We start from the raw sequence: 13,115 nt of genomic DNA, 5'->3' as shown, positions 1-13,115 counted from the left end.
CTGCGGCAGGTTTTCTCATGCCCGCGCTACCGTGCGCTCATCGGTAGATAGAGGTGGCTGAGTAGGCGCTGGATCAGATCGGGTACCTGCGCGAGCCTCCACAGCTCCATGCCGCTGTCGCCATCCTGGGCGGCCAGCAGCGCGGTGTCGCCCAGCAGCATGATCTGCTGCGGGCTGGCCGATGCGGCCCCCGGCGCGAGATCCGGCACCTGCAGGGTTCCCATGCTGGTACCATCGCTCACCCACAGCTCGCGCCCGCTGGCCGGGGTGTAGGCCGAGAACAGCACGAGGCCGCCCACCGGCGTGAGATCCTCGGGGGCCGACCCGCTGGCCCCGGTGTTGATGTCTTTCACCTGCTGCGTGCCCGCCTCGCTGCCGTCGCTCACCCACATCTCCGCGCCACTGCCGCCGTTGGCCACGAACAGCAGCTTGTTGCCCAGTGCGGTTAGGCTTCGTACGTGTGCGCTGGCTCTGCCGGGCAGGATGTCTTTCACCATACTCGTCCCGGCTGCCGTACCATCGGTCTTCCACAGCTCCGCGCCAGCAGATGTGCTCAGGGTGAAGAACAGCCAGTCGCCCACGGCGACCGCCTGCGGCGAGAAGTCCAGTGCGGTCGTAGGCGGGTGCTCCGCTGTGATCGTGGTGATGATGATCTGGTTGGTGCCTGCCTCGCTGCCGTTGCTTTTCCAGATGCCCAGGGTGGATGTGCGCTCATCCACCCATTTCGTGGTCATAAGGATCGGGGTGCTGCCCAGCGTCGCCAGATAGTTGCAGCCTGTACGGAAGCTGTCGCCGTCGAGATTTTTGACCATCACCGTGCCCACACCGGTGCCGTCGCTCTTCCATAGCTCGGGGTTGCTATATCTATTGCTGATGACAAAGTAGAGCCTGTCGCCCGCTACCGCCAGACATCTCGGGTAGGCAAACTTGCCATCCATGCTCTTCACACGCTGCGTGCCCGCCTGCGTGCCATCGCTCTTCCACAGTTCGCTGCTGGTGGGCACAAAGAAGAGCTGGCCCTGGTATTCGGCCCAGGCCATGATCACGCTGCTGCTCGGGAAGGTGTAGATATGTGCGGTGCCTGCTTCGGTGCCGTCGGTCCTCCACAGCTCGCCGCTATCCCTCATGTAGTAGAGCGTGCCGCCTGCCTGGGCTAGGGTTCTGCTGGTGCTGTCGGGGTCCATATCGCTGAGCAGCGCCGTGCCCTCGGTGGTGCCGTCGCTCACCCATAGATCATCGCCGTGCACCCCGTCGTTGGCCCAGAAGATCGCCTTGCTACCCAGGCTCTGCCCGCTGCTGGGCCACGAGCTGTTCTCGTCGCCAGCCACCACATCCAGCCGCGTGGTGCCAGCTGCGGTGCCATCGCTCGTCCAGATGTGGCTGCCCTCGCTGTCGAAGGCGCGGAAGATCAGGCCGCCGTTCAGCACGGCAAAGTTGTCGAGTTTGCTGCTTGGCCCGGCTACGATAGCCTTGACCAAGGTGGTGCCCGCCTCGCTGCCGTCGCTCTTCCACAGCTGTTTGCCGCTGCTGGTATCGGTGGTGCTGAAGTAGAGCGTGCCGTCGACCTCGGTGAGGTTGATGGGCGAGGAGCTGCCTGCCCCGGCCACGATATCTTTGACCAAGATAATACCATTGCTCGTGCCGTCGCTCTTCCATAGCTCGTCACCGCTGCTGGTATTGGCGTTGCTGAGGTAGAGCAGGCCGTCGACGCCTGCGATCCTATGTGAGGTGAGGTAGGCGTTCGATGAGGATACATTCTTGACCGAGATGGTGCCTAAGCTCGTACCATCACTTGCCATAAGAGAAGATGGAGAGGAATAACCGCTTGCGAGGAAGTAGATCGTGCTGCCGATGGCGATAAAATCGTGTGGGTAAGAGCCGAGGTTGAGATTGGGTATATTAGGAGGCTCTCTGGGTGCCTGGGCGATGTCAGTGATCATGGATGTGCCCGTTTTGGTGCCGTCGCTTCGCCATGGCTCCTCGCCAAGGAACCCATTTGCGGCGAAATACAGGGTGTTGCCGATCGCCACAATTTCCTTAATGCTATGGCTGCGGCCTTGGTCGGCGATGTCAGCAATCATGTAGGTGCCGTCAGTGCTGCCGTCGCTCCGCCACAGCTCGCGCCCCCAGGTGCTTGTCCATGCGCTGAAATAGACGGTTGGCCCAATCGCCACGAGCGCAGCGGGGCTGCTGCTCGTACTACCGCTGGCGATGTCTTTGACCAGGGTGGTGCCCGCCTCGCTGCCGTCGCTCTGCCACAGCTCGTTGCCTTCCGCCGTGGTGTAGGCCGCGAAGAACAGCTTGTCGCCACTGGCAACCAGCTGGCTGGGGTACGATCCTACCCCGCCCGGCTCGATATCTTTGACCAGGGTGGTGCCCGCCTCGCTGCCGTCGCTCTTCCATAGCTCGGGGGCACTATCGCCATTGCTGGCGGCAAAGTAGAGCGTGCTGCCCACCATCGCGAACGACTGGGTGTCGTAGATGCCGGTCGAAGGCCCGGGGTAGATGTCTTTGACCAGGGCGGTGCCCGCCGCAGTGCCATCGGTCTTCCACAGCTCGCTGCCGTGGATGGCGTCGCTGCCGACGAAGTAGGCCACCCCAGCGCCGACGAAAAATGGACTTGTGGGGGCGAAGTTGCTGGGCGCGGCGATACGAATGTTCTTCACCTGCTCGATCGGGCTAGGGCTAGATGCGCGGGCGGTGGTGCTTGGGGCTGCCACAAGCATCCCGATACAAAGGGTGGCAAGCAGGCTCCTTGTGGTGTGGTTGGCCATACATGCTCCTGTTGTTGGGGCGATGATGCGCTTGTGACCGGCGTGGCGGCAGTGCAATAGGTTCGCTGGGCAAGCGTTCATTGCCGATATAGAAACGGATAGATCTGTATATATGAATTTAAGTGTTATAAGGACGTTTAGGGGATATGACCGTCCTGAGCTCAGAGAAGAATACGTGCTTATCGGTATTGTATCTCAAAGATCTATCAGCGAAAAGAGGGAGTTTATGGGGGATATGGGAGGTTTTGTAAGTAAAAAGAGAGTTTAATACGGAAAGATTGGGGTTTAGCAAGAAAGAGGAGAGTTTAATGCGGAAAGAGATGGTTCATCGAGCAAAGAGCGACTAATCTGTACAAAAAACACGGCGCATGATCTAACAATCATGCGCCGTGTTTTTTGTACGCCCCGTGCTAGCCGACCAGCAGCGACTGGGTGCCGTCGATCCACAGCTCGGTGCCCGAGATGTGCGAAGAGGCATCGGATGCCAAGAACAGCACCAGCTCGGCCACCTGCTCGGATGTGCCAGGCTGGCCGTGGGTGAGCGGGATGTTGCCCTCGGGGAACTCCACCGGCACCTTCACCTCGTCGAGGTCGCGGCGCTCGGTGTTCTGGTCGATCTCGGTCTTGATCGCGCCCGGGCAGATCACATTCACGCGAACCTTGTCGCGAGCCAGCTCCAGCGCCAGCATCTTGGTGATGGCCACCTGCCCAGCCTTCGACGCCGAGTAGGCGGTCGCGCCGGTGTTGCTGAACACGCGCGTGCCGTTGATCGAGGCCGTGACGATCACCGAGCCGCCCTGCTTCTTGAGGTAGGGCGCGGCGTACTTGATCGTCAGGAAGGTGCCGGTCAGGTTGATCTTGATCGTCTTCTCGAACTCCTCGGGCGATAGCTCGTCGAGGGGCGCCCACACGCCGTTGACGCCAGCGTTGGCGAACACGATGTCGATCGTGCCCCACTCGCGGGCCACCTGGTCGGCGGCGGCGCGCATCGACTCGGCGTCGCTCACATCGGCCACGAAGGCCTTGGCGGTGCCGCCCTCGCTGGTGATCGCGCCTACCACTTTCTCCAGCTCATCGGCGGTGCGGCCAAGGGCGGCCACCTTTGCGCCGTGCTGGGCCAGCAGCCGCGCCGCCGCTGCGCCCAGGCCCGACCCCGCGCCGGTAATCAGGGCCACTCGTCCTTGCAGATGCATCGCTGTGTCCTTTCGCTACTTGGCCTTCCAGTCGCCGCTGGCCTCATCCTTCTCGTACGAGTGTTTCACCGCTGCCCAGGCCACGCGGTGGGCGCGCTCTTCGTCGTGGTTATACTCATCCCACGCGCTGTTGAAGGCGGCGCGGTAGATCTCCTGCGCGTGCTTGGGCAGGTGGTCGCGCACGCTCTCGGGCAGGTCGCGCTCGGTTTTGTACGGCATAGCGTTCCTCCTTTGGCGCTCTGCCCGAGCAGAAAGCAAGGCCTGTGCCAATGCAAAGGCCGCCACCCATATGGGCGGCGGCCTTTTGCTGCGGGAAGGGCCAGCTAGTAGAGCAGCGAGACCACCAGGGGGGTGATGAAGCCCTCGATCAGCGCGGCCACCAGGTAGAGCGGCACCAGCACCAGCGCCCAGACCTTCACATACTGGGCCAGCGACCACAGCATGTTCTGGCCCACCGAGATGCCGCGCTCGCTCTTCATCAGCGCCGCGCCCAGGCGTAGGCCCATGGCCGCACCCAGGATGGCGGTGGGCAGCTCTACGATGCCGTGGGGCAGCACGTAGGCCAGCAGGAAGTCGGTGGGCGAGCCAGCCGCGCCGAACTCCGCGCCGCGCTGGGCCAGCAGCGCGGTGATGGCGGCCACCTGGCCGAAGGCCACGAACGGCACCAGGAACGAGAAGACCCCAAAGCTGAGCGTGGAGACCAGGCCCGACAGCAGCGACACGCGGAAGTTGTTGGCGAACACCCCCAGCGCAAAGCGCGGGCCGTTCTGGCTCAGGCCCAGCTGCTGCTTGAGCATGCCATCGAGCCAGGTGTACTCGAAGTTCCGCCCGATATACGCGCCCACCGCCACCCCGCTTACCGCCGCGATCAGCGCCACGGCCAGCGGCAGCCGGTTGGCGCGCAGGATGGCGGGCAGCTCGTGGCGGTAGAAGCGCCCGAGCGAGAACGGCACATCGCGGTAGCTCTCCACTGGCTCGCTCACCGGACGGTAGGCCCGCAGGTAGGTGCGGAAGTTGGCCCAGATCCGCCGCAGGTTCAGCTGCTCGTGCTCGCGCGAGAGGATCTCCTCGCGGTTGAACGCGCCCATGCCGGTGCGGATGAGCACAGCGGCCACCACGAAGATCACGATCGCGAAACGCTGCAGCTGGTCCCACTGGCGGGCGATCACATACAGCGCCTCGATCTGGATGAGCGCTGCCGTGGGCAGCAGGATGAAGCTGGCCAGCAGATTGGCCGCGCGGATGTTGGACGTGTGGCTGGAGACGATCACCGCGCCGGCCACCATCAGGATGGATTTGGCCACCAGCAGCGCCACCACCGTGGCCATATACTCGGGCTTCAGGCCCTCGGCGAAGAACTCGGGCTGGCGGAAGCGCAGCTCGACCGCGAAGATCGCCATGGCCAGCAGCGCCGAGCCGAGCGGCGGGATGAGCGACGAGATCAGCTTGCCGATATACAGCTCGCCGTCGGTGAGCGGCGTGGCCAGCAGCGCCTCAAGGCTGTTGCGCTCGCGCTCGCCTACAAACGCCTCAAGCGCCGTGATCAGCGAGAACGAGGCCGGGATGAAGCCGATCAGCAGCATGGCGAAGGGGATGATCAGGCGGATCGAGTTGTCGTCATTCACCACGCGGATGAGGATGCCCGACGCGCCCACCACCATGGTGGGGAAGACCAGCGTCAGGATAAAGATCGGCGTCAGCAGCCGCCAGTCCGAGAGCATGTCGCGCAGCTCGCGGGCGGCGATGATGCGGATGGAGCGGGGGATCATCGGCTGGGTTCCTCCTGTGCTGGTGCGCTGGGCTGGGCTGCTGGGATGTTCCACGCGCCGCGCTCGGCGTGGCGCTCACCCACGATGCTCAGGTACACGTCCTCCAGGCTGCGCGGCACCTCGGCCAGGCTGACCACGGGGATGTCGCGCTCGGTGAGGCGGCGGATGAGCTGGGGGTTGATCTGCTGGCCGTCGCGGGTCTGGAAGCGCAGCCAGGTGGGGCCGCTCTCGATCACGGGGGCCATGTCGGCGATCAGGGCGGCGGCGCTGGCGCTGGGCGCGGCCAGCTGCAGCTCCCACACCGGGTCGCCCAGCAGCTGCACCGTCAGCTCGGCGCGGGTGCCCTGGGCGATGATCTGGCCGCCGAAGATGATCACGATGCGGTCGGCCAGGTCTTCGGCCTCCACTAGGTTGTGGGTGGTGAGCAGCACGGTGCGCTTGGCGGCGCGCAGCTCGCTGATGGCGTCGCGCACCACGCGGGCGCTGTGGGGGTCCATAGCGGTGGTCGGCTCATCGAGGTAGAGCACCGGCGGGTCGTGGATCATGGCGCGCAGCAGGGCCATCTTCTGCTTCATGCCCTTGGAGTAGGCGTCGAGCCGCTTGTTGCGGGCGTCCCACAGCTCGAAGCGCTTGAGCAGGGCCTCGCTGCGCTGGGCGCAGGTGGCCGGGGGCACGCCGTGCAGCTCGCCGAAGAAGGCGAGGTATTCGAGCGGGCGCATGCGCAGGTAGAGGCCGGGGAACTCGGTGAGCAGGCCCACCTGGTTGCGCACCTGCTCGGGGCTTTCGGCCACATCGTACCCGCCGATGATCGCCTTGCCGCTGGTGGGGCGCAGGATGCCCGCGAGCATGCGCACGGTGGTGGTTTTGCCTGCGCCATTTGGCCCAAGCAGCGCCACCAGCTCGCCTTCGCCAACGCGCAGCGAGAGGTCGCGCACCGCCTGGAAGGTTCCAAAGGTCTTTCTAAGATGGATGGCTTCGATCACAGTGGCTCCTTCTGTTGTTCGGCACAACAGGGGAAGTATAGAGCGCCCAGGGCCGGGCACGCAAGGGCCATATGGGTGGTTTTGGGCGCAGGAGAGCAGCGAAAAGGCCCACGAGCAAAGGGTGCTCGCGGGCCTTGGGAAACGCTAGATGGCTGAGACTAGTAGCGGTCGCGCCCGCCGCCGCGGTAGCCGCCGCCACGGTTGCCGCCACCAAAGCCGCCGCCACCGCTGCGATCGTGGTCCTCGGCCTCGTTGACGCGTAGCGGTCGTCCGTCGACCTCACGGCCATTGGTGGCGGAGATGACGGTGTTGATGTCATCCGCCTCGATCTCGACAAACCCGAACCCTCGCGATCGCCCTGTCTCACGGTCGGTGATCACGCGGGCGCTCGAGACCTCGCCGTAGTCACGGAAAATGTCCTCCAGCACCACGCTGTCGACACTCCACGGAAGGTTACCAACGAAAAGCTTGGCACGCATTGCCACTCACTCCTTGCTCCTGTGTAGAGCATGTCGCAATTTCGGTAGATCCAGCCTGTGGCGAGCAGGTGTCTACCTTTTCAAACAAAACGCGAACATCCGACCGCTGGAATCAGCTCGCCCTGTTTCCCAATCGGCTGCATCGCCACACCGTGCGGCACGCCTATTGATCGAACAACTGGCAATTGCCACGCACTGCTGTGGAGCATAACTATACCATGTCCCAAGTGATTTTGCCTACCGATTTTTGGAGATCTTTAGCCCGCTCATCCTCTTTTCATTAAAGATATGTTACATCTTGCGAAACGCTCTCCCTCGGTAAATCTATTGCTCAGAAAAAATCTGATGGCCTGTGCGCCGCGCAGACCGCTTGTAGTGCTACAAATGATCGCATGTGCGCCGACAAGATGCTGCTAGCCCTACCAATCTGCTCGATCGGGGCGGTAGATGCTGCGACCACGGCTGCACATGATCGTGAGGCATGGCCGCCAGCGAGGAAAACGGCGAACAGTAGTAGCGCGCCGCCGTGGCCCGCCTATCGCATACTGCCGCCTTTCTCAGCACGCTATCAGCTGTGTGCGGCTAGATAGTATGTTATAATCGCACTCATACTATCGAACAAAAGATGATATCAACCTGCACCAGAGCGCATGCGCAGCACAGCAGGTGAGGATGAAACTGTGGCCATAAATCCGCTTAATTCGCTTGTCGGTGCCTTCAGCCGCGATCTTGGCATCGATCTTGGCACGGCCAACACCCTGGTCCATGTGCGCGGCAAGGGCATCGTGATCAGCGAGCCTTCGGTCGTCGCTATTAATAAGAAGACCAAAGAGGTCAAGGCTGTGGGGGCCGAGGCCAAGGCGATGGTGGGCAAGACTCCTGCCGATATTATTGCGGTGCGCCCGCTCAAGGATGGTGTGATCGCCGACTTCGACGTGGTCGAGAAGATGATCAAGCATTTCATCGGCAAGGCGCACGATCGATCGTTTGGCTTTATCTCGCCGCGCCCGCGCGTGGTGGTGGGCGTGCCCTCGGGCGTCACCCAGGTGGAGCGCAAGGCCGCCGAGGATGCGGCGCTGAACGCCAACGCCCGCGAGGCCTATGTGGTCGAGGAGCCGATGGCCGCAGCGATCGGCGCGGGCCTGCCGGTAGATGAGCCGATGGGCTCGCTGATTGTCGACATCGGCGGCGGCACCACCGAGGTGGCCGTGATCTCGCTGGGCGGCATCGTGATCAACCACTCCATCCGCACCGCCGGCGACGAGATCGACGAGGCGATCATGCAGTTCGCCCGCCGCGAGTACAACCTGCTGATCGGCGAGCGCATGGCCGAGAAGGTGAAGATCGCCTGCGGCAGCGCCTACCCCCTGGATGAGGAGATCAAGGTGGTGATGCGCGGGCGCGACATGCTCACCGGCCTGCCCAAGGCCGTCGAGATCTCCAGCGTCGAGATCCGCGAGGGCATCGCTGGCCCGGTCAACACCATCGTGGCCGAGGTGCGCGCCGCCCTGGAGGAGACGCCCCCCGAGCTGGTGGCCGACATCATGGAGTACGGCATTATGCTGGCGGGCGGCGGCGCGATGCTCAAGGGCCTGGACCGGCGCATCGCCGCCGAGACCAAGATGCCCGTGCACATCGCCGAGGATCCGCTCTCGTGCGTGGCGCGCGGCGCTGGCAAGATGGTCGAAGAGTTCGAGAATAAGATCTACCGCGACATCCTGAACGGCACCAAAGACCGCCGCCGGATTCGCTACTAGCATTCCAAGTTGAAGGCAGGGGCGGGGCCGCAGCGGCAGCTCTTCCGCCGCGCACTCCGCCCCTGAGCCGCCACTATGCGTGATTCCGCCCGCAACCGCCTCTCGCGCACCTCGCCACTGCGCTCGTTCATCCTCATCCTGCTGCTGATGATCTGCGCCGCAGGGCTAATCTTCCTCGATGCCACCGGTAAGCTCACCCCGCTGCGCGATCAGGCGCAGTCGGCGCTGGCCCCAGCCTTCGGCGCGCTGCAGGGGCTGGGCGACCAGATGGGCGGGGTTGGCCGTGGCCTCACCGACGTCCAGCAGCTGCGCGGTCGCGTCGACGATCTGGAGAAGCAGGTCAGCTCGCTGCAGGATGAGCATATCCAAAACCAGGCGCTCAAGCTGGAGAACGAGCAGCTGCGCAAGCAGCTCAAGATCGAGCAGGAGTCGCCCTGGAAGCTGCTGAGCGTCGATGTCGTCTCGGTGACGCCCGATGTGGGCCGCCACACCATCCTGATCAGCAGGGGCAGCGAGGACAAAGTAGCGGTGGGCATGGCCCTGATCGGCCAGGAGGGCGGCAGCCCCACCTCGCTGGTGGGCATTGTCGACCAGGTCTACCCGCGCAGCGCCCGCGTGCTGCTGATATCGGACTACAGCAGCCTGGTGAGCGTGAAGGTCTACCACCAGGGCACGGTCACCGACGGTATCGCGCAGGGCCAGTTCCAGCGCGGCGCGTGGCTCCAGCTGGAGGAGGTCGACCGGCTCTTCCCGCTGAAGGCCGACGACCAGGTGGTGACGGCGGGGCTGACCGCGCAGATGAACCTTGACCTGCCCAACGCCGCCATCCCGCGCAATATCCCGATCGGCCTTGTCCAGCGCGTCTGGACCGAGGGATCGCGCCAGTACGCCGAGATCCGGCCCTACCTCAACCCCGATCAGGTGCGCTACGCATGGGTGATTCTCAGCCACGACGACTAGAAGAGCGCCTTGTGCGCGAGCTGCTGCTGGCGGCGGCGCTGCTGGCCCTGGCCCTGGTGCAGACCATGCTGCTGCCCCGGCCCCAGGGCTTCTCGCTCGATCTGCTGCTGCTGCTGGTGGTGATGCAGGCCCTGATCGCCAGCGCGCCCCGGGCGGGTCGCTGGGCGCTGTACGGCGGTGTGGCGCTCGACCTGTGCTCGGGCACGCTGCTGGGCACCCACGCGCTGGCCCTGCTGGTGGCGGTGCTGGCCGCCGCGCTGCCGCTGTACCGCATGAGCCGCGACAACTGGCTGCTGCCCATCCTGGGCACCCTGTTCGGCGCGGTGGGCTACTACGCTAGCTATGGCCTGATCTCCATGCTCCTAGATGGCTGGGTCGATCTGCACACCTATGTGAGCGTGACAGCGCTGCCCAAGGTGGCGATCATGCTGGTGCCTGCGCTGCCATGCTTTCTCCTGTGGCGCGCGTGGCTCAGCCGCCGCCGAGGCGAGGTGCCGGTCGATGTCTACTGATCGCCCGGCGCGCCACTGTTTCCCCATGCCTATGCCGAGCATTGTGGGTGGAGGACTGCTATGAACAGACTGCTGGTTCTACGAGTCGCTATCCTGCTGCTCTTTCTCTCGCTGGTGTCGCGGCTCTACCAGCTGCAGTTTGTGCTGAGCGAGACCAACCGGCTGCGCAACAGCTCGGCCTCGCTGAGCAACGACTACCAGCCAGTGCGCCCGCAGCGCGGCGAGATCTTCGCGGCGGATGGCAAGACTCTGCTGGCCGAGAGCATGCCGATCTTTACCGCATCCATCCGGCCCTCGGCGCTGCCGCCCGACGACGACGATGACCGCAACCCCGGCGAGCCGCGCCGCGACGAGATATACGCCAAGCTTGGCCAGATCCTCGACATCACCAGCACGCTCACCATCTCGCCATCTGGCGTGCTGGATGGCAGCCCGCTGCTGAAAAATGACTTGGTGCAGGGCCTGGGGGCGGATGTGGTGGCGGCGGCGCGGCCTAGCGATGGCCCCGCGAGCGCAGGCAGCTGGCTGACGCTGGATGTGCCCCCGGCCAAGAGCGCCATGGCCCTGAAGATTCGCGATGTGTACAGCAACACCATCACGCTTGAAAGCCCGATCGCAGCCCGCGTGAACCCCCAGTACGTCTCAGGCTACCAGACGGTGGTGATCAAGCGCGACATCCCGCGCGATGTGGCGCTGGTGCTGCGCGAGAACAGCAACAGCCTGCCCGGTGTGGTGGTCGAGCGCGACTGGCGGCGCAGCTACCCGCTCTCGGGCAGCATCCCCTCGCTCTCGCACCTGCTGGGCTATGTGGGCCAGATCAACGAGTGCGAGCTGGTGAGCCAGAATGTGGCCCGCACCTGGATGAGCGGCCTCACCGACTCGATCGGCCACGCGGTGAAATGCGGCATCCTCTCCAAGCAGGTCGACCCGTTCGAGATGATGCCGCGCTACCTCGATGAGGACCGCATCGGCAAGGATGGCATCGAGGCCAGCTACGAGAGCGAGCTGCGCGGTCAGCTGGGCGTGAACTCGGTGGTGATCGATGCGGCGGGCCAGGCCATGGATGCCCCCAAGGTGATCGACCCAGTGAGCGACGGTAACAACGTGGTGCTCACCATCGACACCGCCTTCCAGAAGCAGGTCGAGCAGATCTTGCAGAACTGGATCGCGGTGGCCGACCAGCGCCGCCAGCAGTTCAGCGGCGTGTTCGAGTACAAGCGCAAGTACCCGCCCATCCGCAGCGGCGTGGCGATTGTCACCGAGGTGAAGACGGGCCGCATCCTGGCCATGGTCAGCCTGCCATCCTACGACAACAATATCTACGTCGACGCCGCGCGCTCCGACGAGCTGGCCCGCATCCTCGCACCGCCAGCCGAGCTGATCACCGATACCCAGCAGCTGGCGGTGCTCTACAACCGCGCCACCCGCTTCGACTACTCGCCCGGCTCCACGCTGAAGCAGTTCGACACCGTGATCGCGCTGAAGAAGGGCGTGATCACCCCCGAGACCCAGATCTACGACCCTGGCAAGCTGCTGGTGCAGAACCGCTACAACCCCGAGATCAAGGATGCCTTTGTCAACTCGAACTCGAAGCCGAACGGCTGGATCGATGTGCGCAAGGCCCTGGAGGTCTCATCCAACATCTTCTTCATGTCGGCGATCGGCGGCAACACCGAGCAGGTCACCAACCTCAAGCCCGAGGAGCAGACGATCAGCAACCCGGTGGGGATCGAGACCTTCAAGCAGGGGCTGCAGGATTTTGGCTTTGGCGAGCCGACTGGCGTGCGATTGCCCAACGAGTCGCGCGGGGTGGTGCCCAGCCCCGCCTGGAAGAGCGAGACTCTGCACGAGGAGTTTACCACCGGCGACCTGTACAACATGGCGATCGGCGAGGGCTACATGCACGTCACGCCGCTGCAGCTGGTGATGGCGGGCGCGGCGGTGGCCAACAGCGGCAAGCTATATGTGCCGCAGATCGTCGACCGGATCGAGAGCAGCAATGGCGAGCTGGTGAAGCAGATCGAGCCGGAGCTGAAGCGCGATCTGCAGGCCGAGGCGGGCTACGACGCCGCCTTCTTCAACGTCTCCCGCGAGGGCATGCGGCTCTCGGTCACGCAGGGCGCGAACAAGGCCGCCCGCCCCGAGTGCTCGAACCTGCAGATCGCGGGCAAGACCGGCACCGCCGAGTACGGCCAGCCCTTTGTGGTGCCCGATGGCAAGGGCGGCACCAAGCTGGCGCTGCGCAGCCACGCCTGGTTTGTCGGCTTTGCACCCTACGACGACCCGCAGATCGAGGTGCTGGCCCTGGTCGAAGGCTCGGGCGATATGAACGATGGCTCGGCTACGATCACCGTGCCTGCGGTGACACAGATCATGCAGGCCTACTTCAAGGTGAACCCGCCCGCGCCGCTGCCCGCAGTGTGCCAGCAGGATCTGCCGCCGCTGCCCCAGCTGCCCGGCACCGGCACGCTCACCAACACCGGCACGCTCACTAACACCGGCACGCTCACCAACACCGCTACCCCCGCGCTGCCCTCGGCCACACCCGTGGCGGGCGTAGCGCAGCCCCAGGTGGCGGGCGGCGCGCTGCCGCCCATGCTGCCCGGCGCACCGCTGGCCGCCACCCCCACGCCCACCGCCGTGCCGCAGCCGCAGTCCCGGCGTCGGTAGCAGTAGTTTCCGATGCGC

Annotated in this window: 10 protein-coding genes; 4 read left to right on the top strand and 6 right to left on the bottom strand. The window is 64.5% G+C overall.

Translation table 11 applies throughout. The features are described 5' to 3' along the window. Positions 1-26: 26 nt before the first annotated feature. The 6 genes from F8S13_06890 to F8S13_06865 form a co-directional block, all read right to left on the bottom strand. Entirely contained in the window at positions 27-2,855 is a 2,829-nt protein-coding gene (locus F8S13_06890) for a hypothetical protein (protein KAB8144590.1), read from the bottom strand. Between the two features lie 329 nt (positions 2,856-3,184). Next, positions 3,185-3,967 carry an SDR family oxidoreductase gene (locus F8S13_06885; GenBank protein KAB8144589.1) on the bottom strand — a complete coding sequence of 261 codons (783 nt, stop codon included), beginning with the start codon at positions 3,965-3,967 and terminating at the stop codon, positions 3,185-3,187. 15 nt (positions 3,968-3,982) lie between these two features. After that, positions 3,983-4,186 carry a cation transporter gene (locus F8S13_06880; GenBank protein KAB8144588.1) on the bottom strand — a complete coding sequence of 68 codons (204 nt, stop codon included), beginning with the start codon at positions 4,184-4,186 and terminating at the stop codon, positions 3,983-3,985. Positions 4,187-4,290: 104 nt separating this feature from the next. Then, on the bottom strand, positions 4,291-5,736 hold the full coding sequence (locus F8S13_06875; GenBank protein KAB8144587.1) for a hypothetical protein: 1,446 nt from the start codon (positions 5,734-5,736) through the stop codon (positions 4,291-4,293). Further along, positions 5,733-6,719 carry an ABC transporter ATP-binding protein gene (locus F8S13_06870; GenBank protein KAB8144586.1) on the bottom strand — a complete coding sequence of 329 codons (987 nt, stop codon included), beginning with the start codon at positions 6,717-6,719 and terminating at the stop codon, positions 5,733-5,735. The genes F8S13_06875 and F8S13_06870 overlap by 4 nt, the downstream gene beginning before the upstream one ends. A 158-nt stretch (positions 6,720-6,877) precedes the next feature. Beyond that, positions 6,878-7,198 (bottom strand): RNA-binding protein, encoded by a 321-nt coding sequence (locus tag F8S13_06865; GenBank protein KAB8144585.1) that lies wholly within the window; start codon positions 7,196-7,198, stop codon positions 6,878-6,880. Positions 7,199-7,878: 680 nt separating this feature from the next. Between F8S13_06865 and F8S13_06860 the strand changes: the two genes are divergently transcribed. The 4 genes from F8S13_06860 (at position 7,879) to F8S13_06845 (ending at position 13,097) form a co-directional block, all read left to right on the top strand. Beyond that, on the top strand, positions 7,879-8,955 hold the full coding sequence (locus F8S13_06860; protein KAB8144584.1) for a rod shape-determining protein: 1,077 nt from the start codon (positions 7,879-7,881) through the stop codon (positions 8,953-8,955). A 75-nt stretch (positions 8,956-9,030) separates the two neighbouring features. Next, positions 9,031-9,915 carry a rod shape-determining protein MreC gene (locus F8S13_06855; GenBank protein KAB8144583.1) on the top strand — a complete coding sequence of 295 codons (885 nt, stop codon included), beginning with the start codon at positions 9,031-9,033 and terminating at the stop codon, positions 9,913-9,915. Positions 9,916-9,926: 11 nt separating this feature from the next. Further along, entirely contained in the window at positions 9,927-10,427 is a 501-nt protein-coding gene (locus F8S13_06850) for a hypothetical protein (GenBank protein KAB8144582.1), read from the top strand. A gap of 60 nt (positions 10,428-10,487) precedes the next feature. Then, positions 10,488-13,097: a peptidoglycan glycosyltransferase gene (locus F8S13_06845; GenBank protein ID KAB8144581.1), complete on the top strand. Its 2,610-nt coding sequence runs from the start codon at positions 10,488-10,490 to the stop codon at positions 13,095-13,097. Positions 13,098-13,115: the final 18 nt, after the last annotated feature.

This window comes from Chloroflexia bacterium SDU3-3 (genome assembly GCA_009268125.1).
Classification (GTDB): domain Bacteria; phylum Chloroflexota; class Chloroflexia; order Chloroflexales; family Roseiflexaceae; genus SDU3-3.
This window is presented reverse-complemented; position numbering and strand designations above follow the sequence as displayed.